16 protein-coding genes, 2 tRNA genes and 1 pseudogene are annotated in these 25,876 nt (G+C 35.6%); 12 read left to right on the top strand and 7 right to left on the bottom strand.

Annotation, left to right across the window (positions count from 1 at the left end; genetic code table 11):
• Window positions 1–10 precede the first annotated feature (10 nt).
• The gene (locus tag AAGD37_RS03695; protein WP_341760192.1) at window positions 11–1,387 is read right to left on the bottom strand and encodes an NAD(P)(+) transhydrogenase (Re/Si-specific) subunit beta; all 1,377 of its coding nucleotides are present in this window, start codon (window positions 1,385–1,387) and stop codon (window positions 11–13) included.
• A 13-nt stretch (window positions 1,388–1,400) separates the two neighbouring features.
• Window positions 1,401–2,984: a Re/Si-specific NAD(P)(+) transhydrogenase subunit alpha gene (locus AAGD37_RS03690; RefSeq protein ID WP_341760683.1), complete on the bottom strand. Its 1,584-nt coding sequence runs from the start codon at window positions 2,982–2,984 to the stop codon at window positions 1,401–1,403.
• Window positions 2,985–3,508: 524 nt separating this feature from the next.
• On the opposite strand from AAGD37_RS03690, the gene AAGD37_RS03685 reads away from it, so the two are divergent.
• On the top strand, window positions 3,509–4,075 hold the full coding sequence (locus AAGD37_RS03685) for a CDP-alcohol phosphatidyltransferase family protein (RefSeq protein ID WP_341760191.1): 567 nt from the start codon (window positions 3,509–3,511) through the stop codon (window positions 4,073–4,075).
• 229 nt (window positions 4,076–4,304) lie between these two features.
• Here AAGD37_RS03685 and argC read toward each other — a convergent pair.
• Window positions 4,305–5,239: pseudogene (argC, locus tag AAGD37_RS03680) on the bottom strand (N-acetyl-gamma-glutamyl-phosphate reductase).
• Window positions 5,240–5,632: 393 nt separating this feature from the next.
• Between argC and AAGD37_RS03675 the strand changes: the two are divergent.
• A tRNA-Arg gene (locus tag AAGD37_RS03675) sits at window positions 5,633–5,709 on the top strand.
• A 43-nt stretch (window positions 5,710–5,752) separates the two neighbouring features.
• On the opposite strand, the gene AAGD37_RS03670 is transcribed toward AAGD37_RS03675, so the two are convergent.
• Window positions 5,753–5,828, bottom strand: a tRNA-Lys gene (locus AAGD37_RS03670).
• Window positions 5,829–6,002: 174 nt separating this feature from the next.
• Between AAGD37_RS03670 and AAGD37_RS03665 the strand changes: the two genes are divergently transcribed.
• The 3 genes from AAGD37_RS03665 to queA all read left to right on the top strand — a co-directional run bounded on the left by AAGD37_RS03665 (window position 6,003) and on the right by queA (window position 8,539).
• Window positions 6,003–6,764 carry a cytochrome c biogenesis CcdA family protein gene (locus AAGD37_RS03665; RefSeq protein WP_341760190.1) on the top strand — a complete coding sequence of 254 codons (762 nt, stop codon included), beginning with the start codon at window positions 6,003–6,005 and terminating at the stop codon, window positions 6,762–6,764.
• A gap of 52 nt (window positions 6,765–6,816) precedes the next feature.
• Window positions 6,817–7,335, top strand: coding sequence for a pantetheine-phosphate adenylyltransferase (gene coaD / locus AAGD37_RS03660; protein ID WP_424945444.1), 519 nt, complete (start codon window positions 6,817–6,819; stop codon window positions 7,333–7,335).
• Between the two features lie 124 nt (window positions 7,336–7,459).
• Window positions 7,460–8,539, top strand: coding sequence for a tRNA preQ1(34) S-adenosylmethionine ribosyltransferase-isomerase QueA (queA, locus tag AAGD37_RS03655; RefSeq protein ID WP_341760189.1), 1,080 nt, complete (start codon window positions 7,460–7,462; stop codon window positions 8,537–8,539).
• Window positions 8,540–8,691: 152 nt separating this feature from the next.
• On the opposite strand, the gene map is transcribed toward queA, so the two are convergent.
• Complete coding sequence (map, locus tag AAGD37_RS03650) at window positions 8,692–9,516, bottom strand: type I methionyl aminopeptidase (protein WP_341760681.1); 825 nt, start codon at window positions 9,514–9,516, stop codon at window positions 8,692–8,694.
• 541 nt (window positions 9,517–10,057) lie between these two features.
• On the opposite strand from map, the gene dnaE reads away from it, so the two are divergent.
• The 7 genes from dnaE to AAGD37_RS03615 all read left to right on the top strand — a co-directional run bounded on the left by dnaE (window position 10,058) and on the right by AAGD37_RS03615 (window position 24,620).
• A complete protein-coding gene (dnaE, locus tag AAGD37_RS03645) occupies window positions 10,058–13,528 on the top strand; it encodes a DNA polymerase III subunit alpha (protein WP_341760188.1) in 3,471 nt (1,156 codons plus the stop codon).
• Between the two features lie 442 nt (window positions 13,529–13,970).
• Entirely contained in the window at window positions 13,971–17,921 is a 3,951-nt protein-coding gene (locus tag AAGD37_RS03640) for a hypothetical protein (protein ID WP_341760187.1), read from the top strand.
• Window positions 17,922–18,275: 354 nt separating this feature from the next.
• Window positions 18,276–19,211, top strand: coding sequence for a VOC family protein (locus tag AAGD37_RS03635; protein ID WP_341760186.1), 936 nt, complete (start codon window positions 18,276–18,278; stop codon window positions 19,209–19,211).
• A complete protein-coding gene (gene kdsA, locus AAGD37_RS03630) occupies window positions 19,195–20,064 on the top strand; it encodes a 3-deoxy-8-phosphooctulonate synthase (protein ID WP_341760680.1) in 870 nt (289 codons plus the stop codon). Before AAGD37_RS03635 ends, kdsA begins: the two co-directional genes overlap by 17 nt.
• Window positions 20,065–20,346: 282 nt before the next feature.
• Entirely contained in the window at window positions 20,347–21,708 is a 1,362-nt protein-coding gene (locus AAGD37_RS03625; RefSeq protein ID WP_341760185.1) for a sigma-54 dependent transcriptional regulator, read from the top strand.
• A 66-nt stretch (window positions 21,709–21,774) separates the two neighbouring features.
• Window positions 21,775–23,151 (top strand): Trk system potassium transporter TrkA, encoded by a 1,377-nt coding sequence (gene trkA / locus AAGD37_RS03620; RefSeq protein ID WP_341760184.1) that lies wholly within the window; start codon window positions 21,775–21,777, stop codon window positions 23,149–23,151.
• Window positions 23,151–24,620 carry a TrkH family potassium uptake protein gene (locus tag AAGD37_RS03615; protein ID WP_341760183.1) on the top strand — a complete coding sequence of 490 codons (1,470 nt, stop codon included), beginning with the start codon at window positions 23,151–23,153 and terminating at the stop codon, window positions 24,618–24,620. Before trkA ends, AAGD37_RS03615 begins: the two co-directional genes overlap by 1 nt.
• Window positions 24,621–24,653: 33 nt before the next feature.
• On the opposite strand, the gene rpsI is transcribed toward AAGD37_RS03615, so the two are convergent.
• Both rpsI and rplM read right to left on the bottom strand, forming a co-directional pair.
• Window positions 24,654–25,202, bottom strand: a complete 549-nt coding sequence (rpsI, locus tag AAGD37_RS03610; protein ID WP_341760679.1) for a 30S ribosomal protein S9 — start codon at window positions 25,200–25,202, stop codon at window positions 24,654–24,656.
• Window positions 25,202–25,669, bottom strand: coding sequence for a 50S ribosomal protein L13 (gene rplM, locus AAGD37_RS03605; protein ID WP_341760182.1), 468 nt, complete (start codon window positions 25,667–25,669; stop codon window positions 25,202–25,204). Before rplM ends, rpsI begins: the two co-directional genes overlap by 1 nt.
• Window positions 25,670–25,876 lie beyond the last annotated feature (207 nt).

Here is a 25,876-nt window from a genome sequence, read left to right as displayed (position 1 = left end):
TTATAGATGATCAATTGATTATCTTGAGCAATGAATCTAATGATGCTTTTGCATCTCCATACAACATACATGTATTTTCTTTGAAAAAAAGAGTATTTTCAATACCTGAATACCCTGTGCCATGACCACGCTTGAAGATGATGACTTGTTTTGCCTTCCAAACTTCAAGAACTGGCATACCGGCAATAGGAGAGTTAGGATCTTCTTGTGCTGAAGGGTTAACAATATCATTTGAACCTACGACCATTACGACGTCAGTCTTTGAGAGATCGTCATTGATTTCATCCATATCTAAAACAATATCATAAGGAACATTGGCTTCTGCCAATAGCACATTCATGTGACCAGGTAAGCGGCCTGCAACAGGATGTATAGCAAATCGAACCTTTTTACCAGCTTCACGGAGGCGGTTGGTTAACTCTGATAAAGACCTTTGTGCTCGCGCAACAGCCATTCCGTATCCCGGAACGATTATAACTGTATTACTTTTATCTAGAGTAGCTGCTACAAAGCCTGCCTCTACCGAGACAATTTCACCTTCAACTTTTTTCATAATGGAGCTCGAAGAATTGCCAAGACCACCGAAAATTATGGAGATAAAGCTACGGTTCATCGATCGACACATGATGTGGGAGAGAATGGCACCTGAAGACCCAACTAGAGCTCCTGTTACGATCAATAGATCATTTTCGAGCAAAAATCCAGTGGCTGCTGCAGCCCATCCTGAATAAGAGTTCAGTATTGACACGACAACAGGCATGTCTGCGCCGCCAATGGCTATAATCAGATGTGCACCAATAATAAAAGAAGTCAATGTAAGAGCAAGGAGGATCGATACTTTAGGATCTTCCATGAATTTATAACCTAGAATAAAACAGAACACTAAACCTGAAAGATTCAGGATATGCCGACCCTGCAATATAACAGGGTTACTTTTGATTATACCCTGTAATTTACCAAATGCGATAATTGATCCAGTAAATGTGATTCCGCCAATAAAGATACCTAATAAGATCTCAATTTGATGGATGATTAATTCAGTGCTGCCAAAATGAGAAGATAGAGTCATGGATGAGCTAATGCCAATAAAAACAGCCGCTAGACCTACAAAGGAATGCAGCGCTGCAACTAACTGAGGCATACTCGTCATCTCAACTCGTTGAGAAACGAAGGCACCTACAGCTGATCCTGCCATGATTAAGGGGATCAGAAGCCAATAGTTACCAACAATAGGAAATAAAAGTGTAGCAGTGATTGCTAGTATCATTGCAAAGATACCATACCATACAGACCGTTTTGCACTTTCTTGATTGTTCATTCCACTGAGTGAAAGAATAAAAAGAATGCTAGCTACTATATAAATTGCCCTGATAAAACTAACGCTCATTAAATTAGGTTCCCTAACTTTTTTGAAACATGGCGAGCATACGTCTTGTAACTGCAAAACCACCAACAACGTTAATCATTGCGATGAAAATTGAAATTGATGAAAGCATAACAACAATCCAATTTTCATTCCCTATTTGTAGTAAGGAACCCAACAATATGATGCCAGAAATAGCATTAGTTATAGACATGAGGGGTGTATGAAGCGCATGTGAAACATTCCATATGACCTGAAAACCAACAAAACAAGCCAGAACAAATACAACTAAATGTTGCATAAAGTTTGCTGGAGCATAAAAACCTAGCAGGAAAATAAACAGTGCGCCCACAATCAGTATGCTCGTCTCTTTAATAATGGCTTTAAGATGTAACGTTGATGGTTGCTCTTCTTTTTTATGTTTTAACTCATTCTGAATCTTAGTCTTAAGAGGAGATTTTTTAACCTCCTTCGGTTCCGGCTTCTTTATAGCTAGTATAGGAGGTGGTGGAAATGTAATACATTTTTTATATGTCACAGTCACTGCACGGATAATCTCATTTTCCATGTTATGGACGATCATTCCATTTTTTTTAGGTGTCAACTCTTCTATCATGTGGAGAACGTTGTTCGAGTATAATGTCGATGACTGCCTAGCCATTCGGCTTGTAAAATCAGTAAAACCAACAATAGTGACCCCATTTTTAGTTTCAATCTGCTTATTTTTGACTGTAAGGTCACAATTTCCTCCCTGCTGGGCAGCGAGATCAATAATGATAGATCCTGACTTCATAGAAGCAACCATGTCTTTCAACCAAAGTTTAGGAGCTTCTTGATTAGGGATTAGTGCTGTTGTAATAACAATATCAATGTCTGGTGCTTGAGAGCGAAAAAGTGTGAGTTGCTTCTCATGAAACTCAGGGGAAGAAGGGGTTGCATATCCGCCTTCTCCTGATCCATCTTCTTCAAAATCTAGAGACAGAAACTCAGCCCCCATTGATTCAATTTGTTCGGAAACTTCCTTGCGGACATCAAAGGCTCGTACAATAGCACCAAGAGATTGTGCTGTACCGATTGCAGAAAGTCCTGCTACACCTGCACCGATAACGAGAATTTTAGCTGGAGCAATCTTCCCTGCGGCCGTGATTTGGCCTTTCAAAAAACGATCAAAATGATTGCTAGCTTCTATGATGGAGCGATATCCATCTATGTTGGCCATTGAGGATAGAGCATCCATCTTCTGGGCTCTCGAAATACGAGGGACCATATCCATGGCAATCAGAATCGCATTGCATTCCTTAGCAGCATTAAGCAATGCTTTATTTTTTTGGGGGTAAACAAAACTGATGATTGTTTGGCCGGATCGTAGTCTATTGGTTTCTGTTAACGATGGAGGATCAACTTTAAGAATAACATCTGATTCTAACCATAGTTCTGTTTCACTCTCTACAATCTTGACACCAACTTTTTGGTAATCTACATCGTGAAACCTAGATCCTATACCAGAACCTGACTGTATAATACAGGAAAATCCAAGTCTTTGTAATGCTTGTGCGGATTGCGGTGTCATTGCAACTCGCTTCTCTCTCCTTGCGGATTCTTTCAGTGTTCCGATGATCATCATTGTGAGCTGGATATTCCTAATGTAAAAGAGAACAGGTGTTTAAAACATCAGGATGCACAATACTAGAAAAAGTATTATAAGTCCAACTGATATCTTATCACTCTGAATCTATTAACAATCTTAGTCGTAGGCACCTCATCCTTTCGATCACTCTTCACATTTCATATTGATAATCTTTAAACTGTGGAGTCAGAAGAAAGTCCCTATTTTAAATGAGAGATCATCTCTCATCAAAAATAAAAACGGAAAGGCTCCAGAAAACAATATAGAATAATATCGTAAGTATGAAATTGTTCGTTATTAGGAAGTTGGACACCTTCTTTTTCAGATCTAGGTATACCTTCGTTAAGCTATTAGAGAGTAAATGTATATAAAAAGAAGCTGCTACAAACCTTAAATAACTGATAATGGATTATTTCTTTCCTAGAGTGAATCTATTGTAAGGTTTGTTTTTGTTGCGAATTTTTAGATCGATACCCACATTCTTTTTGATTATCTTCCTAAGAAAGTTATATTTTAAATTGACAGTAGCCAATCTTATTACGTTTTTGAGAGTTTTATTGGTACCGTTAATTGTCTGGGCTATGCTTAGCGATTGTATTTTGATTGCCTTCGTTTTGTTAATTCTTGCTGGATTATCCGATGCTATTGATGGCTCTGTAGCTAGGCTTTTTAATCAGCAAAGCAAATTGGGCACTCTTCTCGATCCTTTTGCTGATAAAATTCTCCTTGTATCTGTTTTTATTGTCTTGAGTTATCTTGGGCATTTGCCAATTTGGCTCGTTGTTTTAGTAGCAAGTCGAGATATGTTGATTCTTTCTAGTATAATCATTGCTTTCTTTTTAGGTAAGCCACTGTTGATAAAACCCTTGTGGATTTCCAAGCTGAATACGTTAACACAAATTATTCTTACTTCTCTGATATTAGGATTTTTGGTTTTCAATGTTAAAATCCCAATCTTGAAAAGCAGCTTAGAATGGATTACAGGTTTCCTGACAGCTCTTTCTGCAATTATCTATAGTATACAAGGAAGTCGTCATTTTATGTCCACTAACACTAAATCACCTTTGATCGAGAGTATCGAATAATCACTGTTGTTTTTTTTAGACATTCATTGCTAATGAAGAACCTTGTTGAACCCATTGAGTGTTACATAGTTACTAATCAATTTGAATAATCAAAGAATTTAATCGTCGTTGACGCGCTTGAAGAGAGCCTTCTAGGGTTCGATTTAACAAAATTGAAAAAAATCGAAAGAGACTTTTTCTTGATAAATTAAATGAGGAAACCAAAAAACAGATTTATTTGAGACTAATATCATAGATTATTTTTATTACCCATCATAAGATCAAGATTCTGTATACAGGCTCCGGCGGCTCCTTTTCCAAGATTATCTAGGATTGCAACTAGATTAATGTGTTCGTCGTTGCCAAATACATGTAAAACCATGTTATCTTTCCCCTTAAATGAGCTTGGATCTAACCGTATTAAATTGTTGGTTTCATCGATAGATAAAACACGAACATATTCTTTTCTAAAATAATGATCTGTCATCACTTTGTGTATTAAGAAACGATCCACTTTTTTTTTAGTAGTGCTCTATGCAATGGAACTTGCACTATCATTCCTTGTTCAAAACGTCCAACAGATGGTGAGAATAGTGGTGCATTTTTTAGCAGACTGAATTGAGTAATTTCTGCTATGTGTTTGTGTTTTAATTGAGTTTCATAAATAAAATAGGGTGCTGTGATTGCTTTATCATGGGATTTATTTTCCATCCTTGATATTAGCTTTTTGCCTCCACCGGTGTATCCTGATATTGCACTAATGGTTATTAGTGCATTTTTAGAGAGAATACCAGCTTGAGTCAGAGGTCTAATTAGCGCAATTGCTCCAGTTGAATAGCAGCCAGGATTTGATACATAACGCGCAGATGCAATTCTTTCTTCTTGTCCTTCTTCTAGTTCTGGAAAACCAAATATCCAATTAGGGTCAGTTCGATGTGCAGTTGAGGTATCAATTAAGCGAGTCTTGCAACCAGCCACTATTTTTGCTGCTTCGCGTGAAGCATAATCTGGTAGACAAAGGATAGAAAAATCTGATTTTTGTAAAAAAATTTTTCTTATATTTTGATTATGTCGCTTTTTATGCGGAATTGAGAAGAGATCAATATCATTACGCTTTTGCAACCGAGAGAAAATCTGCAACCCTGTTGTACCGTATTCACCATCGACAAAGATTCTTTTTTTGATCATCTTTAAAACCTCTTAAACTTGATAAAAACGATTAAGAATTTCCCTCGTTCTCTTCTTTAATCATTTTTCTTTCTCTCTTCTTCAAATTGATTTTCTACAATCAATGCAATAAACAAATTTTAGAATACCAGAAATTTCGATGATTTTTAACATAATCAATTACTGTCTTTAAATAATGTTAATGCTTTTATAAACAATTCTCTCTTATTTATTAGTGTTTCACGCTAATCTTTTTAAGAAACAATTGATGATGAAAGATGTTGGAAATCCATCTTTTTCTCTATTGTTTTTATGCTAAAATGAGTATTATATTTTTTTGAGTGAATATATTTTGAGACTCTTTTTGTATTGTATTTTTTATTTTAAGTAGAAAAGTATTGACTTCTCTATGGTCCCTTAGCTCAGCTGGATAGAGCAACTGCCTTCTAAGCAGGAGGTCGGAGGTTCAAATCCTCCAGGGATCACCATAACCCTTAGATAATGATCAATCCCTCTAGATTAATATAGTATTGGTGAGCCCGCACGGACTCGAACCGTGGACATCCTGATTAAAAGTCAAGCGCTCTACCAACTGAGCTACGGGCTCTCAATGATGAAACTTAAAAGCAAATAGTAACATAAGTAAACCCTATCTTAGCGTCAAGAGATGATACAAAAGAGTTAACAGTCTGTGCTACTCTAATCGTTCATCAAGAGTTAAAACTTAAAAGAGCTCAATTTTTCAAAAAGCTTAAATGATTTAAAACAAAAAGAAGGATTTATGAGTAAAGATCTGACATTTATTAGTATGTTTATTGCTGGAGTGATTTCTTTTATCTCTCCGTGTGTTTTACCGCTTGTTCCTCCCTATCTCACTTATTTGGCAGGCATTTCAATTAATGAAATATATCGAAATTCAGATAATAATTCTAATATCAAAGTATCTGTTCGCAACAAGGTATTAATTAACGCTTCATTTTTTGTATTAGGATTCTCATTTGTTTTTATCTCTTTGGGTGTAGGTGTATCTAGCATTGGTTTATTGATTAGAAGTTACCGAGATATTTTGTCAATCATTGCTGGATTCTTCATTATCCTTATGGGATTACACTTTCTAAAGCTAGTTCCAATTAATTTGTTTGATCATGAAGCGCGTTTTCAACTAAGCGATCATATAATCAAGAGAGCGAGATTATCAGCTTCATTTTTAATGGGATTAGCATTTGCTTTTGGCTGGACACCATGTATCGGTCCAGTCCTAGCAACAATTTTAGGCGTTGCGAGTACGTCTGATTCTATCGGTCAAGGGGCCATAATGCTTGCAATCTATTCTGCTGGTCTTGGTTTTCCATTTTTACTGGCATCCGTATTTTTAAATTTCTTCATGAATAGATTGAAGTATTTTAAGCAACAATTAATTAAGGTTGAGCAGATTATGGGTTCTTTGTTGATTCTAACCGGTATTGTCTTTTTAAAAAATGGGACTCAAACAATAGCCTTCTTTCTGATTGATTTTTTTCCATTATTAACAAATAATCAGTGAGTCTAGATTGATGTTAATAGAATCATTAAATTTTAAAGTTGTATTACATTTTATGATTAAGAAAGCTCTATATCCTGGTTCTTTTGACCCTTTTACCAATGGTCATCTAGATATATTGATTCGTGCTCTTAACATTGCTGATCATGTGATTATTGGAATCGGCAAGCATGCTACAAAAGAAAGACTTCTTACGTTTAATGAGTGCAAGTTTTTGATTGAAAAAATTCTTTATGAAATTAATAAGATTTACCGTGATCGTATTTCTATTCATGTTTTTGATAATCTTGTAATTGATGTAGCTCGATCCTTAAAAGCAACGATTTTGATACGCGGATTACGTGATAGCACAGATTTGAATTATGAAATTCAGATGGCTGGTATGAATAGTAGTATGGCCTCTGAGATTCAGACGGTTTTTCTACTATCTAGTCCAGAAGTTCGTTTTATTACTACTAAACTTGTACGTCAAATTGTTCAAATGGGTGGAGATATTAAATCATTTGTACCTAAAGCCGTTGCAGATACTCTGGAATCAAAATTATCTAAAAATCTTTTTGCTAATTTTTTTTAGCTCTAAGTTATTTAATAGTCTTAAATGAAAGAGGATTTGATACTTAGTAAGATCAGTCGTTCATTAAATTGATAATATTAATAAATATTAAATTTCTATGAATTCTTTCATATGGATTAAGGGGATGCGAGTAGATATATTTGATTTTGAATTACCTAAACCTCTTATAGCCACACGTCCAGCTAACCCACGTGATCACTCACGCCTAATGGTTATTAATAAAAATGGTAGAGGTTCCTTGGATGATCGCTATTTTTTAGACATAGAATATGAAATAAAGCCCGGTGATGCTTTGCTATTTAATGATACAAGAGTTATTCCGGCTCAGTTGGAAGGCTTTAGGGTGCGACGTGGTCATCGTACCCCAATTAGCTTAACTCTTCACATGCGGATTTCAGGAAATCGATGGCTTGCCTTTGCACGAGGTGCATCAAAGATACAATCGAATGACCGACTCGAATTTTACTCTCAGAATTCAAAGAGTATAAAAGATCTTCTTATTGCATACGTGATTTCCAAAAAGGAAATGGGAGAAATTGAGTGTGAATTTAACTTCACAAATGATATACTAGACTTAATGCTAACAATTGTTGGCAAAATTCCTTTGCCACCTTATATTGCATCGCAAAGGGCACAAGATACTCGTGATTGGATCGACTACCAAACAGTGTACGCACGAGAAAATGGAGCCGTTGCTGCGCCAACGGCTGGGTTACACTTCACTGAAGATCTTTTACTTCGTCTTCAGAAAAAAGGAATTTTTTGTCAAAATCTCACACTCCATATCGGAGCAGGAACGTTTCTTCCTGTAAAGGTTAGTGATAGCGACGATCATATCATGCACAGCGAAATTGGGTTCATTAGTGAGGAAACATCAAAGGTTATCAATCGAGTTAAAAAAAAGGGTGGTCGTATCTTTGCTGTTGGTACAACTTCTTTGAGATTATTAGAGTCGGCCTCAGATGATAAAGGAAATATTGATCCATGGGCTGGCAAGACTGATCTTTTCATAACCCCTGGTTATAATTTCAAAACTGTTGATGCTCTGATTACCAACTTTCATCTTCCGCGATCTACTCTTTTCATGCTAGTCAGCTCTTTTTCTGGACTAAATATAATGAAAAAAGCATATTCTCATGCCATAAAAAATCATTATCGGTTTTATTCATATGGTGATGCATCCTTACTTTACTTGGATCGTTGAATAAATTCGATTCTCTAGAATGAGAAAAGTCTGATTAATTTCTATATCTATTACCCTCTAAGGACTAATAATATCTCATGATAATTTTATCTAGAATTACTAAAGTAAAAACAAAAAGTCCTTAGAGATCCAGAAGCGTAACACGAATGTTCCTAAAAATTAGGATAAGGAGGTTTTAAGTGTCCGGAAGGGGATTGTGTGAATATCTCACAGCCGTCATCTGTTACACCAATAGAATGTTCAAATTGAGCTGATAAAGAGTGGTCACGAGTGACAGAGGTCCATCCGTCTTTGAGAATTTTAACATGATGTCTGCCAAGATTAATCATAGGCTCGATCGTGAAGATCATTCCTGACCGCATTTCTATACCGTCTTGACTCGTTCCATAATGTAGAACATTAGGTGAATCATGAAAAAGTTTACCTAATCCATGACCACAAAAATCACGAACGACACTACATCGTTCTTTTTCAGCAAGTTCTTGAATGACAGCTCCAATTGCACCCATACGGATCCCAGGTTTTACTTGAGCAATTCCAGCCATCAAACAATCGTATGTCAAGTCAATTAATCTTTGAGCTGCTCTCTTGCAATTTCCCACAATGTACATTCGACTAGAATCTCCATGCCATCCATCTAGGATAAAAGTGATATCAACATTTAAAATATCTCCGTTTCGTAGAGGTTTTGAGGATGGAAATCCATGGCAAACAACATGATTGATGGAAATACAACTAGAATAAGGATAACCACGATAATTCAGTGTTGCCGGCACTGCCCCATTATCCTTGCCAAATTGATACACAAATTCATCAATCTCTGATGTAGGGAGTCCTGGCTTGATCATACTAGCAATTTGATCAAGACAACGAGCTGTTAATTGACAAGCATAGCGCATGCCATCAAAATCGTCTTTACTGTAAAGTTTTATAGCACTAGTACTGCGTAAAGGAAATTCTTTTAGATAATTCATCATCATAAATTAATTCTATCATTCATTCAATTTAATTTTGAAAGTGTTTTCTATTCAAGAATTCAAAAAAAATAGAAGTAAATATCTTAATATTCAACTATTTCATTCTAACTTTATAGATTCTAGACTCCATCTATCTCTCCGAGAGTTAATTCAAATGATTTCCTTATTTAGGAAGAATACAAAGTAAGGAAAAACAATCCTCATAAATTTCTTATTATTAGTGATAATTATAGAAGAATTTGATTTGATCTTTCAGAAAAGAGAATCCAGGAATCTAAACTAGTAAGACATCAATAGTTAATATTTTTGGTCACATGGATCTCCTGACTGTGACTGTGATTATCAGATAGCATGATCTATGACAGCAAAACATTGTATAGCGTGAGGAAGACAATCTATAACCTGCGTAGATACAGATGATCGTTCATTACTTTTTATCTATGATAAAAATAAGTTTTTTGAAGATTGATAGGAACTTTGGTGGATTATGAATCCATACTTCTTATAAATCTGAGCTAATATGATATTTGGGGATGATCCTATGAAAAAACAGATGCCCTTTGTTCATCTTCATGTTCACTCGGCCTATTCTTTGCTGGAAAGTGCTCTTCCGTTAAAGAAAATTATTGACCTTACTATTTCTGATAATCAGCCCGCACTTGCCGTAACGGATCGCAATAATCTTTTTGGTGCTCTAGAATATTCTGACCTTGCTTATAAATCAGGTCTTCAACCAATTATTGGGTGTTCTTTAGATGTAGATCTTGTTTTGAGTGGGAATAAACCATTAAGAACCCTGAGGACAAAGAATTCGAAAGAAGAGAGAAATGGGTTTCCTAATCTCATTCTCTTAGTGTCTAATGCTAAAGGTTATAGTAACCTGACCCGTTTAGTTAGTTTCGTCCATTTGGATAATGATTCTTCTTTTAAACCCCATATCACATTACATCAACTTTTTAAGTATAGTGAAGGGTTGATTGTTCTGACAGGCGGTTCTCATGGTCTAGTGAATCAGCTCTTATCAAAGGGATGGATACAGGAAGCACGTGATACTTTGAAGCTATTAAGTCAGGTTTTTCCAAACTATCTCTATATCGAACTTCAAAGATACTTAGATTTTAATACGTTTATTGAAGACCAAATTGTAGAATGGGCATACGAATTTGATATTCCGTTAGTTGCAACTAATGAAGCCTATTTCTCAAAACCTGAAGATCATGAAGCTCATGATGTACTGATTTGTATTGCTGAAGGAAAAACCCTTGAAGACGATGATCGCCGCATGCTGAGTCCTGATCATTATCTCAAAACATCTTCTGAAATGAGAACATTGTTTTCGGATCTGCCAGAAGCTCTTGATAACACACTTGAGATTGCACAGCGTTGTGCTTTTAGAATTCCTTTTTCTGATCCCATTTTGCCATCTTTTACTAAAGTAAAAGGAGGAAGGGAAAGAGTGTTCTTGGCCGAGTCAAAAGAATTAGAGCAGCAGGCTATTAGTGGGCTTGAGGATCGATTAAGTAAAAATTCCATTGCAAAGGGGTACTCTTATCAAGACTATACTAAAAGGCTCGAATTTGAGCTTAATGTTATTCAGAAAATGAAATACCCAGGATATTTTTTGATCGTTTCTGATTTTATCAAATGGTCAAAAAGTCAGGGTATTTCAGTTGGGCCAGGGCGAGGCTCTGGAGCGGGATCATTAGTTGCCTGGTCTTTGATGATTACTGACTTAGATCCTATCCGTTTTTCGCTTATTTTTGAACGTTTTTTAAACCCAGAGCGTGTTTCTATGCCTGATTTTGATATAGATTTTTGTCAAGATAGGCGTGATGAAGTTATTCGATATGTTCAAAATAAATATGGCCACAAACAGGTAGCACAAATTATCACCTTTGGGACATTACAAGCGAGAGCCGTTTTACGTGATGTAGGACGAGTTTTACAGGTGCCTTATGGACAGGTGAACAGACTTTGTAAAATAATTTCCCAAAATTCAGTAAATCCAATTTCTTTAGCAGAAGCGATTCAAACTGAATCGAGTCTAATCGAGGCACGTAATTCTGAACCTATAGTTGATAAGATGATTTCTATTTCTTTGAAGCTTGAAGGGTTATACCGTCATACTTCAACTCATCCAGCAGGGATAGTGATCGGAGATAGAAATCTCAATACTCTTGTTCCTCTTTATCGCGATCCCCGATCGGATATGCCAGTGACTCAGTTTAATATGAAGTGGATTGAAAAGATTGGTCTTGTGAAATTCGATTTTCTTGGATTGAAAACACTGACCGTTATTCGAAAAACACAAGAATATCTGGAACAACGAGGAATATATTTTAATATAAATAGTTTATTATTAAATGATCAGAATACCTTTAAAATGTTACAAAAAGGTAAGACGATGGGTGTATTTCAGTTAGAATCTACAGGAATGCGCAAAGCTTTGATCGGCATGAAACCTGACTGTTTTGAAGATATAATTGCTCTTGTTGCGCTTTATAGACCCGGACCTATGGAAAATATTCCAGTCTACAATGCTCGAAAGCATGGCAAGGAAAAAGCCCATTATTATCATGATAAAATAACTCCGATTTTAAAGGAAACTTATGGTGTCATTATTTATCAAGAACAAGTCATGCACATTGCTCAAGTTTTGTCTGGATATTCGCTTGGGGAAGCTGACATGTTACGCCGTGCTATGGGTAAAAAAAATCGTGAAGAAATGGAAATACAGCGTAAACGGTTTATAAAAGGTGCCGTGAGAGGTGGTTTGAAAGTAGTTCAAGCGGATCGTCTTTTTAATGTGCTAGCAAAATTTTCTGGTTATGGTTTCAATAAATCACATGCAGCAGCTTATGCATTACTATCCTATCAAACAGCATGGCTAAAAGCTAATTATCCAATTGAATTCCTTGCAGCTTTAATGAGTTTAGATATGAAAAATGCAGATAAACTCAATGATTTTTATCAGGAAGCGAAAGACTCTAATATTGAATTTATTGGTCCCTCAATAAATAGGTCTGAAGTTAATTTTAGTGTCATGGATGGTAAGATTCAGTATGCTTTGGCTGCAGTTAAAGGCGTTGGAATTCAAGCTGCAACCCATATTGTGGATGTTCGTAAAAAAGGTGGCCCCTTCATTAATCTTACTAATTTTTTTTCTCGCATTGATCTTAAAATTCTGAACAGAAAAATGCTTAAAAACCTTATATACGCAGGGGGCTTCGATAGTTTTTCTTTGCGAAGAGAACAAATGATCGCAGGTCTTGATCGATTGATTGGTTACTCTAACCGCGTTTCTGATAATATCGCTATCGGAATAAGAGATCTCTTTAATGAAGATTGTCTTGAAACTGAGGTACAATTACCTATTGTGAATATCAGGTCTTCATCTGAAGAATTATTTCATGAGTTTCAATCACTTGGCTTTTACTTATCTAGTCATCCACTTGATGAATATGCTTCCTTGCTAAAGAAAATGAGAATTCAAAACTGGTTAGATTTTCAGTTAACGGTTAAGGCAGGTGGAAGTAGGGGGTGGCTAGCAGGTGTCCTAAACTCTCGTCATGAGTGTAAAAGCAAAATGAGGAAACGTCTTGGAATCGTTCAACTTTCTGATCCTACAGGTCAGTATGAAGCTGTTATTTTTTCTGAAGGTCTGATTCAATACGGTCATCTTTTAGAACCAGGGAATTTAGTAATTCTTTTAGTAGATGCAGTCAATAAACCAGAAGGTATTTCTTTGCGTATTCAATCTGTTGAATTACTCGAGAATAAAGCAAAAACTGTCCAGAACCATATGCGTATCTTTATAAAAGATGAAAGGCCTTTAACATCTATCTCAAAACGATTAGAAAAAGGAGGGGAAGGAACTGTTAGTTTGGTTGTTATGATAGAAAATGGTAAAAGCTCAGTCGAAATAGAGCTTGATGGTAAAAGAATTATTTCTCCCCAAATTTCTAGTACTATAAAGACCATTCCTGGTGTTATTCATGTTGAAACTATTTAGATAGTTGTCAAGATTGAATGAATAAATTCTTTATTCACTTTCTTGTCAAGCTAATGAATATAAGTTATTCAACATCGTTTAACTTTTATTAATCATTCATTTCTTTATTAAAAAAATAATTTCTGGGGCAAAGTTAAAGTAAGAACTGAGTCGATCTGAATATGATTTAACATGCTCATCTGCCATCAGTATGATGGAGTAGTCTAGTCTAGACTTCTTAGATTTTTTATCTTTATCAAAGATCTCTTCATTTTTAAGTATGTTAAAAATCTTATAAAACCAATTAAGATAATCGGCTCTATAACTCTTCACCCTTTTATTAAGAGATAGTTTCCATTTCTATTTAAAGAAGGTATCCTTTCGTTACTAGTCAGAGAAAGCGTATTATTTTTAGTCACAATGACTCCATGCAGAACCTATATTAACTCATGAGGCATATTCAATGGAAAAGGACGCTGCTGATAAAATAAAAAAAATAGATGAACAGCTAGAAGGAAGAGGAGAAGGATCACTGGATAGTAATTTTGATCGAGAAGAAAATGTTCCTGATGAAATTAACAAGATAAATGTTTCCAACTCTTTTTCTATCAACAAAGAGTGTTCAGAAAATCAGGCTAAGAATCATGAAAGTCTCATACCTCATCTAGAGGATAATAATCACCTCCCTTTTAGCATACTCGACACTTTAGATAAGAAACCTTCCTCCTTATCTCTTTGGATTGCTTTTTTGATTTCAGCAATGTGGGGATTCGGTGTTTTAGGGGTCAATTACGAATTTTTCAGTAAGACGCTTATTAGATTTAGTACATGGTCAACTTTTTCTAACGATCTCAACTTCCTTTATCTTTCTGGCATTCTCATTATTCCAATTCTATTGACTTGGTGTTTTACTATTTTGATTAGACGTGCTGAAGAGTTAACATCCGCAGCTCGTTCTCTAACTCAAGTAGCTTACCAATTGGTAGAAAATGATGTTGAAGCTGAATCTAAAATTCGTAGCGTAGGTCAAGCTGTTCGTTTAGAAATATTAGCATTGAATGATAGCATAGAACGTGCAATACTACGCGCTAATCAACTGCAGTTACTCGTTAATAATGAAGTGCAGTCTCTTGAAAAATCCTATTTTGATAGCGAACTAAGAATACGTAGTCTCGTAGAAGAATTCTCTCATCAAAGAGAATCAATTATAAGTCACACTGAAAATGTACGATTTTCTATCGTAGATGAAACCGAAAAGCTTCATGAAGGACTATCTAAAGTCGCTGAGGTGATTAATCAAAATATCGCTAATGCTCAGTATGAGTTTAATGCATTACTCGAAAAGACTGGAGATGATATTGAGACATCACTTAAATTTTCCAGTCAAGATTTGATGGAGCGCTTAAATAGCAAGAAGGTCGAAATTAGCGAAAAGATCCAAAATATTAGTGAAATTCTCTTAACAAAAATTGATACAGCAACTAAGAAGATCCAAAAATCTGCTGAAATAACCCAGGTATCAATGGAATGCGCTGCTGATAATCTTTCTCAATCACTTCAAGTAAAAGGTGATGAAGTAGCCTATTGTATAAATAAAAGTAGTGAGAACTTAGTTGATCAGATTAAAAAATCTAGTATCTCAACAAGCAATGCGATTAATATCAAAGTGAATGAATTAATTAAAAGAATTAATATAATTTCTGATGATTTACAGACTCATGTTGAAAATAAAATTAATAAAATAGAAGATTCGATTAATACTGCTAGTTCTCTTCTTGGAAGTTCATTCTGCAAAAATATAAATGATCTTAGTGAGATGTTGAATGATGGCACAGGTAAAATCGATTCTTTAATGGAATCTCATTTATCATCATTGAGTATTTCTTTTGATGGTAGAGTAAACCGTCTGATATCAGAAATCCAAGAAAAAAGTGCTGGGATCAGCGCTAATATCAGCAGAATTGATGCTACTCTTGGCAATAAAAGCAGAATGATCAACGAAATCCTTGTTGAAAGGACTAAAGAAATTGCCATTACCTTCAGTGAAATTCAGAGATCTATTCAAGATAATTTCAACCTACAAGTAAACAAAACTCATGAAATTCTTGACACTCAGTTAACAAAATTATGTTTTATTCTTTCTTCAAAAATTGAAAAATTTAACCATTCTGTCGACCAGAAAGCAGAAAATCTCGATAAAAGATTAGTTGATCGAATCCAATCAGTAAGCTTGATTCTTGATCAAGGCTCAAAAGAAATGGAGAACTCTCTCCTACAAAAAACTTCAGAATTTTGCGAAGCAGCTGATAGTCAGATCAAAAGCATTGATTCTAAGCTTGATGAACGTACCAATCGACTTACAAAGACATTAACAGGTAGTTACGAAAAACTCACTGAATCCTTTTCAGGAATAGAGAGTATTTTAAATGAAAAAATAGAAGATATCGAAAGAAATATGCTTGAACAAGCTAAAGGAATTAATATGGAACTCGGCTCGCAAGTCGAGAATATTAATAGTGTACTAGAAGATAAGATTTCCTATTTTGTAAGTCAACTCTTTAAGAGTGGAGATACTTTAAAGCTCTCTTTTGACACTTTGGAGAACCAGCTGAATAGATCTATAGACAAAGCTGATACTGTCCTTAATGTTCGTGTTGAGCGAGTTATTCAATCACTTGATCATCAGAAAGAAGAGTTAAATAAAGCTCTTTTGGCCTTCTCAAATGAATTAAGTCAATTGCTTGTACATGATACCCTTCCTTTACTACGTGACTTTGAAAGAGAAGGGATAATGGTAGCAGAAAAAATTTCTGAATCGACGAACACCATCAGAAATGGATTGACTGATCATCTAAATCAATCTGCTGCTCAATTTCATCAAGTTGCTAACTCTGCAGTTGATAATCTGAGCGCGATTGCCAGTAGTGCTACTAAACGTCTTGAAACTGCAGCTTCAAAAACCAATGAATCGATTACACTGAAAACTGAATCAGCGACTCAATCATTAGAGATGGCTATTTTATCGTCAAATGAACGCCTTGAATTTGTAACAAATGCTTTTTCTCTTAATTTGACTACTCAATCCTCTTCATTAGAGGATAGAAGTGCTAATCTGATAGAGAATTTATTAGCTAAAGCTGATCATCTTTCAAATCTTTTAGAAAAGCAGTCTTCAAATATAACCGAATCAAGCTCACTCTTATCTGATAAAATGATTCAAGTAGGTGACGTATTTTCTAATAGAATGATAGACACTGGTGATCTTTTTTCTAAAAAAGTAATAGAAACTGGGAACCACCTTTCCAGAAAAATAATTGACACTGGCAACTCTCTTTATGATGGAATGATTCAAGTTTCAGATAATTTTTCAGAACAGATCTCTTCTGAAAGCGTTGATCTTTTGAATTCTCTAAAAGAGAATTCAAAAGAGTATCTTGCGATGGTCTTCCAAAATAATCAAAAAATTAAAGGGGATCTTACATTACTCTTTGAAAATCTTTTATCTGCTAATAAAGAACTATCAGAATTGCTTCTCTCGGCCAATGACAATCTCAGTACAGTGCAGGATTTTATTTCTGTAAAGACAAGAGAACTTCATGAGCTTGTTAAACAAGCTTCATATGAACTTAATGCATCATCTCAACTTATTGAATCTAATTATTCAGGATTTAGAAATCTTTCTTCTTCATTGTTAATAGATCTTAACACAATTTCGAGCCGTTTTGAAACTCAGTCTAATGCTCTTTCCTTAGTTTCACAATTACTAGAACAGACACAATCAAATATTGCAGTTAGTTTGGATGAACGTTGTCATGTTATTGAAATACTAACAAATAATCTTATAGCTAAGTCTTATGATCTTGAAAAAACTTGGCAAAGGTTCAATAAAATCATAAATGAATCTGTTAGGGATATGAGCTCCCATTCTCAGTATCTCTCTGATACAATCAATGAAGAAAGACTTTATAAGTCTTTACAAAAAAAGATCAATGAGAATCAAGGTGATTTAAAAGTAGATTCGATCAATTTACCAGAAAAAACAAAGAAAAGCAAATCTCAAAATAATGATTCACTATCTATTAATAATCCAATAGGAACTTTAACAAAAGTCTCTCACACTGGAAACAAAAAGTCTCAAAATAATGAACTTTCTAACGAATCTATTTCAAAAATAGAACCGAAATCTTCAAATATTTTATTGAAAACTATCCAGAAAGAAGACTTTTTACCTCTTTCATCTCAATTAAAGAGAATTGATGTTCATCAGGTGCAGGAACATGAATCTGAATCAGATTGTCTATTCTCTAGAGAAGAATTGCCTATATCTTTAACCCATAGGAAGGATTCTGCTATTAATCAAACCTCTCCTAGGAGAGGATGGCTGAAAGATTTATTATTTCGTTTTTTAAAATAGAACTAAAGATCTTGATATCCTCATGACTACATAGAAAAAATAAGATACAAGCATAAAATTAAAGGTTGCACGATGATCTCTCACACTGAAGCTGAAGGAGTGATGGATTCGAGCTCATGCATCAATAATAAACTTAAGAAGATTTTGTGATCGTTCCTTATCGAAAAAACTCTTTGAACTTGCTTACTAAAAGTTAAGATTAACGGTGAAGCTAGCTTTCTATTTATCTATCATATACTACTATTGGTATATTGAGATTTAAAAATAAGAATCGCTTTTCGTTTTTTTGTTGAACGACAATGTCTTAATATGATGTTGTATTATGTTATCAAGTATGATCTAGTCGTTTATTATATGAGAACAGACTTTGCTAAAAAGATTAAAAAAACAAGAGTAATTGACCATCTTGTTCTTCCAGTCGCAGACATAAGTATTGCGATATCGCGTTATGAAAAAATAGGTTTTACTGTTTCTCCTATAGAAAAATATCCTCTTGGTATAAAAAGTTGCTGCGTATTTTTTTCAGATAATACATTTCTTGAGTTTTTAGCGATTGACCATCGTAAAACTTACGAGATGCATGCATATCAAGGAAATACCTTTATTCGTAATGATCAGGCTTATCGATTTAGGTGCGGAGAGAAAGGTGTATCGCACATGGTTATTAAGTCAAATGATGCTAGTCAAGATGATATCATTTACCGAAAAGCTGGAATAAGTGGTGGTCCCAATGTTCATTTTGAACGTGTATTCACTAGCTCTTTTTTTTCTCAAAAAAAGGAGCTAGAAAAAGTAGAATTCTTTTTGTCATTTGCTCAGGATATCCGTTCACCAGATTCTAGTTTCTTCTCTTGTGAAATTAAAAGTGAACGGATTCACAATCCTTTCGTTTTGAAAAGCCACAAAAATCATATTCTTGGATTAAAAGAAATTGTTTTAAGTGAATCTAATCCTGCTGATTTTCAATATTTCTTTCAGACTTACCTTGGTCAGCGTGAAATGAAAGCTGACTCTTTCGGTCTTTCTTTTCATGCTGATAATGGGGTAGTTCGTATTTTAACACCTATTGGTCTGAAAAGACTCTATGGGTTAGAGATCACTAGAAGATCAAGAGGACTGCGTTTTGAACTGGCTGTTCTTATCTCAGAAAAACTTGAAAAAACAAAAGAATGGTTCAATAAAGAGAAGATTCACTATGATGAGTACAATAATCATTTGTGCATAAATGCGTTACCAGGTCAAGGATTCCCATTGATAATAAAGAAAGTAAACAATTATGATAGCAAATGAAATGGTTTCTCTTGGGAAAGTAAGTTTTTCAAATTCAAAGCAATTTTCATTAATCGCAGGACCTTGTGCGATGGAAAGTTGCCAACATGCATTTGATATGGCTGGTATGCTAAAAGAAATTTGCCAAAAACTCAATCTTGAACTTGTATACAAGTCATCATTTGACAAAGCTAATCGTACGAGTCTCTCGGCAGAACGTGGCATTGGCCTTGATAAGGCAATAGAAATTTTTGATGCTATAAAAATGGAATTTGATATCCCTATACTGACAGACATTCACAATAATGAACAGTGTCAGATTGTAGCGACTCATGTAGATATTTTACAGATACCTGCTTTTTTGTGTCGACAAACTGATCTTTTGGTTTCAGCTGCTAGAACTAATATTGTTATCAATCTTAAGAAAGGTCAGTTTTTAGCTCCTTGGGATATTAGAAATGCTCAAGCTAAAATTGTAGAAAGCGGTAATCCCAATGTTCTGTTAACAGAGCGCGGAACTTCATTTGGTTATAACACACTTATCGTGGATTTTCGTGGATTGCCAATAATGGCATCTATGGGATCACCAGTTATTTTTGATGCGACTCATTCAATACAACATCCAGGTGGTGATGGCAAATCAACCAGTGGTAACCGCGAGTTTATATCCGTTTTATCTCGTGCTGCAATTGCAGTAGGAGTAGCTGGTATTTTTATTGAAACTCACAACAATCCTTTAACTGCCCCCTCGGATAGTAAAAGTATGATGCCACTTAATGAAATGCCTGCATTCTTAGAACAATTGCTTGAATTAGATCGGGTAGCAAAAAACAATCTTAATGTTAGTACGAGAGCATTTTATGATGGAATATAAAGATATCGAGTTATTATGTTGTTGATTCTAATGCTAAAAATTATGATGAGGCTAATGATAGCAGAATGATAAACACAATGAGAGAAGTCTTAACACTATCGGCCAAGAAAGGGGTTATGGGATAATCTAATTATTGAGCATAATAATGAATACGTCTCTTAGGCGTTCCGAAGAATATAGAAGAATGATTAAACTATAAGTCTATAGATAGTGTAATTGACGCTATGAATGATAACATTATTTCTAATGAAATTATCAAAGAAATATAAAAGGAATCAAATCATGACTTCTGATATTCTAGTTGTTGATGATGAATCAGATATCCTTAACTTAGTTTCAGGCATCTTAGAAGATGAAGGCCATGATGTTCGCAATGCAAAAAATAGCGATGAAGCATTATCGGAAATTGTAGACCGACGACCATCATTAATATTTCTTGATATCTGCCTCCAAGGTAGTCAATGCGATGGCTTAGAACTCTTAGATATTATTCATGATCGTCATCCAGAACTTCCTGTGGTTATCATATCTGGTCATGGCAATATTGAAACTGCTGTTTCAGCTATTAAGCATGGAGCTTATGATTATATTGAAAAACCGTTTAAGTCTGATCAATTAATTTTAATTTCAGAGCGTGCGCTTGAAATGTCAAGTCTACGGAAAGAGATAAAAGAACTCAAGAAAAAATCGCGTGATATGCCTGAAATACTAGGCTCTTCATCAGCAATAAATCAGTTACGTACTACTATAGAAAAAGTAGCTCAGACTAATTCACGAGTGATGATCATAGGCCCTTCTGGTTCTGGAAAAGAAACTGTTGCCCGTGCCATTCACAAGAATTCTAGTCGATCGGAGAATCCATTTGTTGTTTTAAATGCTGCTGCTATCACATCTCAAAATATGGAAGTAGAACTCTTTGGTGTTGAAACAACAAGTACTGAAGAGGGTAAAGTAGGGGCGCTTGAAGAAGCTCACAAGGGAACTTTGTTTTTAGATGAAGTGGCTGAAATGCCGCGTGATACTCAAAATAAAATACTACGTGTACTAGTTGAGCAGAAATTTCAACGTGTTGGCGGTAATAAACAAGTGACTGTGGATGTTCGCATTCTTTCATCTACTTCTGTTGATATAGAAGAGCGTATTTTCGCAGGTCAATTCCGTGAAGATTTATTTTACAGACTAGCAGTGGTTCCTGTAAGAGTTCCTGCCCTTTCTGAACGTCGAGAAGACATTCCAGAGTTGATAGCAGCTTTTATGGAACAAATCCAATCTCAAACAGGAGTCAGAGGTTGTCAAATTAGTACTAATGCTATGGTAATTCTTGAATCACATTCATGGCCAGGTAATCTAAGGCAGCTACGTAATAACATCGAACGCCTTATGATTCTCTCACATCGAGACGATTGTGGGATGATTGGTCCTGATTCTCTTCCTGAAGAAATTGGAAACATGCTCCCTAAAACGTTAACTATAGATGGTGGTCACATTATGTCAATGCCTTTAAAGCAGGCACGTGAACTTTTTGAGAAAGATTATCTAGCTGCTCAGATCAATCGTTTTGGCGGAAATATATCGAAAACCGCTTTATTTATTGGTATGGAGCGTTCAGCTTTACACCGAAAACTTCGGTCGCTTGGAATATGAATTTCATATTCATATGATAGTAAAAGGTTTTTAAGAATCTAGAATCCATAGGATCATGACTCAACTATGAAAGTAATTATTTGTGGAGCAGGCCAAGTTGGCTACGGCATTGCAGAGCGGTTAGCATATGAAAATAATGACGTAACTGTTATCGACAATTCGAATAATCTTATTCATCGTATTCGAGATGAGTTAGATGTCTGTGGTATTGTAGGACATGGCTCTCAGCCAGACGTATTATCGGCGGCCAGAGCAGAAGATGCAGATATGATTATTGCGGCGACCTTATATGATGAAGTGAATATGGTCGCTTGTCAAGTAGCGCACTCTTTGTTCGATGTCCCAACAAAAATAGCTCGTATTCGTGCTCAGCCATATCTTGAAAGTCATTGGAGTGACCTCTTTTCACGTGAACACATGCCGATAGATGTTATTATTTCACCAGAAGTTGAAGTTGGAGAGATGGTGATGCGTCGTATTGCTTTGCCTGGTGCTACAGATGCAGTCCGATTTGCTGATGGTGAGGTTTCTATGATTGCTATCGAGTGCCTTGAAAATTGCCCAGTTATTGATACCCCTCTCGGTCAGTTAAGTGAATTATTTCCTGATCTATCAGCTTTAGTCGTAGGAATATGGCGTTCTGGTAACCTATTTGTTCCTCGTTCGAGCGACGTTATGATAGCTAGTGATTTAGCTTACGTTATCGTCCGTACTGATAGGGTGCGTAGAACACTTAATATATTTGGTCACGAGGAGCAAGCCGCAAGCCGTATTGTGATTATGGGAGGTGGTAATATTGGATTATATGTTGCTTCTGCTATTGAAACACGTCAACCAAATGCCAAGGTAAAGATTATTGAGAATTCACGCGAGCGTGCAGTATTAATTGCTAACAATCTGTTACGTACTATAGTTTTGCACGGCAATGCTCTTGATCAGCAAATTTTGTTAGAAGCTGATATTGAGAATGCAGATCTTATGGTTGCTCTTACTAATGATGATCAGATCAACATATTATCCAGCGTTATGTCCAAACGCTTGGGATGTCAATCTAGCTTAACGCTTTTAAACAATACGAGCTATTATGAATTTACAAAAAATTTAGGAATTGATGCCCACCTCAATCCCCGTTCGGTTACAATTTCTAAAATTCTTCAGCATGTTCGGAGAGGAAGGATTCGTTCTGTTCATTCAGTTCAAAATGGAGCTGCAGAAATTATCGAGGCTGAAGCTTTGGAAACTTCTCCACTGTTAAATACATCTATTCGTAGTCTTTCTCTTCCTAATGGTGTAAGGATTGGAGCTATTTATAGGGATAATGTGGTAGTCGTTCCCAATGGAAATACTGTAGTAAAAGCACATGATAGGATAATTATTTTTGCAACTGCTGATCGATTGCGTCAAGTAGAACAAATGTTCAGGGTCAGTCTAGAATTTTTCTGATGGTGCTCGCATTTTTTTATTTGGGTTGTATTGGATTAATCCTTTCTCTTTCACTTTTACTCCCTGTATTTGTTGGTTTGATAGCCGGGGAAATGAATGTAGCTTTCAGACTTTTAGCTTATTTAATGCTCGGCGCATTTATTTTTGGTGGTCTATTGTTAGCAACACTAGAACGGCAAAATCAGACAGATCAGATTACCAATCTTTTATTGATGGTTCTAGTTTGGACATTGATTCCAATCTCTGCTGCTATTCCTATCATGGATATTTCTAACTTAACTTTTGTTAATGCACTATTCGAATCCGTATCTGGATTGACAACTTCTGGTGCAACAATTCTAACAAAAATAGAGAACTGGCCACAATCTTTGATATTTTGGCGTATACAACTGCAATGGTTAGGAGGTTTTTTAGCGTTGATAACCTTCATTGTTATTTTAGCTCCTATGGGGTTTGGAGTTGTATCAACACAATACATGTTATCCGGAGGTAAGAGAGGTTTTGGACTTGGAAGTATACGAGTCAGTCAACTAGTTATAAATATCTGGTTTATGTATATCATTTTAACATTTCTCTGTTCTTTATGGCTTTTATTATCAGGGATTCGCCCATTTTATGCAGTAACACTTGCTATGACAGCTGTATCTACAGGTGGATTCTTACCATTTGATACAAGTCTAAAGGAAACAGTAAATCCGGCTGCTCTTATGGCAATAGGTGTATTTCTGAGTTTAGGTTCAATTAGTATTTTTTTTCAACGATCACTGATAGATTTTCGCTTTCGAAAACTTTCATATGATCAAGAAAATTATTTTGTCTTGGGCTTAATTCTAATTATGACGATTTTTTTCGCTCTATCACTCACTGTGATTACGGAGGGCGAAGAGAACATTCATTTCATTTTTTTAATCGAAGCCTTTATGAATTCTGCCTCTCTAGTTTCCACTAGTGCAATAGAATCACGACCTGGAATTATGACTTTAATCCCTTTAACTGTTATATTGTTTATCATTATTTTAGGGGGCAGCGCTTTCTCTATATCTGGAGGAATAAAACATTATAGGATTGGTGCGATGGTTTTTCGATCTTTAAATGAAGTTGATCGTCTTATATATCCTAATATTGTCATCTCTGACTTATTTCGATTAAACTATAACAATAACCACTTGATGAATGCCATCTGGAGCTTTTTTATTGTAGCTGTTCTAGTGGTATTGGCTGGTACAGTGATGATTACCGCTACAGGGATTCAATTTGAGGCTGCACTTACCGTAACCATTGCTGCCTTTTCAACTTCAGGACCACTTTATAGTTCCGCTTGGTCAGAAATTGGAGAAAAAGCTTGGCCTGGATATAGTGATTTTTCAACCATGGCAAAAGTTACCATTATGATTATTAGTCTTCTAGGTCGACTAGAAATTCTATCCGTTTTGGGATTTTTGAGTTTAAGGGATTGGAGAAGACGATGACCTTCTCAAATTTAATCTTCTTAGGCCTTATCCTTAACGTTTTGAAAACTGAAAAGAACGACGTGCCTTTGCATGACCATACTTCTTTCTTTCAACAGAACGGGAGTCACGTGTCAGAAACCCATTCTCTTTAAGAATTGAACGTAAGCCTGGCTCAAAATATGTCAACGCTTTTGAAATACCATGGCGTAAAGCACCGGCTTGACCAGATAAGCCCCCTCCAGAAACAGTTGCCATTACATCAAATTGAGATTCACGACCGGTTATAACTAAAGGTTGTTTAATAATCATTCTAAGAACAGGCCGTGCAAAGTAGGCAAAGAATTCTAGCTTTTTAGCTGCTTTAGTCTCTTTTTTACGATTATTCTTGTCAATAAGACGATTCTTGGCGAGACCTTCGATTATGATTCGACCAGAGCCAGGACGTAACCAAACTCGAGCGACAGACTCTTTACGCTTTCCTGTTGCATAAGCACGACCTAAATCATCAACTTTTCTCTCATATACATTGATATTAACAGAGCAAGAATTCTCTTGCTCAATGTTTAGAGATGAATTTTCAAGAGAATGATCCTCAAGCATCATTGGTAACTCCTTTTATTTTTTGAATTAATAGCAGAAAAATCAATCATTTCAGGCTTTTGAGCTTCGTGCTTATGCTCGGAACCAGAATAGAGGTAAAGATGTTTCATCTGGCGACGCGCCAGCGGTCCTCTAGGCATCATGCGCTCAATAGCTTTTCGGATTATTCTCTCCGGAAATCGACTATTTAAAAAATCAAATGCTGTACGCACTTTGAGGCCACCTGGATAACCAGTATGCCATTGATATTTTTTATTGTTTAGCTTCTTACCAGTAAACCAAACTTTATCTACATTTACCAAAATAACATTGTCACCATCATCTATATGTGGCGTATAAGTAGGCTTATGCTTACCTCGTAGACGGTTTGCTACAAAAGGAGCAAGACGACCAGGAACAAGATCTTTAGCATCAACAAGAATCCATTTTTTCTGAACTTCTGCTGCTTTTTGAGAAAAAGTCTTCATTATTAAGAGGTATCCTTCATTTAAGATTGTTACAATAAAAGAAAGTGAGACACTGAAAGAAAATTCAGGGTGTAGAGTCAAGAAAATATACCTCAACTTGTTTATATGTCTGGGATGAAAATCTACATCTCTCTCACATTCTTTCCGTTAGATTCTAGGGATGCATTTATATTTAGATTATGAAGATCCATATTTTCTTTTTTTCCA

The organism is Candidatus Endowatersipora endosymbiont of Watersipora subatra (assembly GCF_964026585.1).
Classification (GTDB): Bacteria; Pseudomonadota; Alphaproteobacteria; order Rhizobiales; family Rhizobiaceae; genus Pseudahrensia.
The sequence above is the reverse complement of the archived record's forward strand: the minus strand, read 5'-3'. Positions and strand labels throughout refer to the sequence as shown.

Coding starts and splice junctions, on each gene's coding strand:
- map (WP_341760681.1), bottom strand. CDS start 9,516: ATGATGAATTATCTAAAAGAATTTCCTTTACGCAGTACTAGTGCTATA.
- AAGD37_RS03690 (WP_341760683.1), bottom strand. CDS start 2,984: ATGATCATCGGAACACTGAAAGAATCCGCAAGGAGAGAGAAGCGAGTT.
- rpsI (WP_341760679.1), bottom strand. CDS start 25,202: ATGCTTGAGGATCATTCTCTTGAAAATTCATCTCTAAACATTGAGCAA.
- queA (WP_341760189.1), top strand. CDS start 7,460: ATGCGAGTAGATATATTTGATTTTGAATTACCTAAACCTCTTATAGCC.
- rplM (WP_341760182.1), bottom strand. CDS start 25,669: ATGAAGACTTTTTCTCAAAAAGCAGCAGAAGTTCAGAAAAAATGGATT.
- AAGD37_RS03625 (WP_341760185.1), top strand. CDS start 20,347: ATGACTTCTGATATTCTAGTTGTTGATGATGAATCAGATATCCTTAAC.
- AAGD37_RS03665 (WP_341760190.1), top strand. CDS start 6,003: ATGAGTAAAGATCTGACATTTATTAGTATGTTTATTGCTGGAGTGATT.
- AAGD37_RS03615 (WP_341760183.1), top strand. CDS start 23,151: ATGGTGCTCGCATTTTTTTATTTGGGTTGTATTGGATTAATCCTTTCT.
- dnaE (WP_341760188.1), top strand. CDS start 10,058: ATGAAAAAACAGATGCCCTTTGTTCATCTTCATGTTCACTCGGCCTAT.
- AAGD37_RS03695 (WP_341760192.1), bottom strand. CDS start 1,387: ATGAGCGTTAGTTTTATCAGGGCAATTTATATAGTAGCTAGCATTCTT.
- AAGD37_RS03635 (WP_341760186.1), top strand. CDS start 18,276: ATGAGAACAGACTTTGCTAAAAAGATTAAAAAAACAAGAGTAATTGAC.
- coaD (WP_424945444.1), top strand. CDS start 6,817: ATGATTAAGAAAGCTCTATATCCTGGTTCTTTTGACCCTTTTACCAAT.
- trkA (WP_341760184.1), top strand. CDS start 21,775: ATGAAAGTAATTATTTGTGGAGCAGGCCAAGTTGGCTACGGCATTGCA.
- AAGD37_RS03640 (WP_341760187.1), top strand. CDS start 13,971: ATGGAAAAGGACGCTGCTGATAAAATAAAAAAAATAGATGAACAGCTA.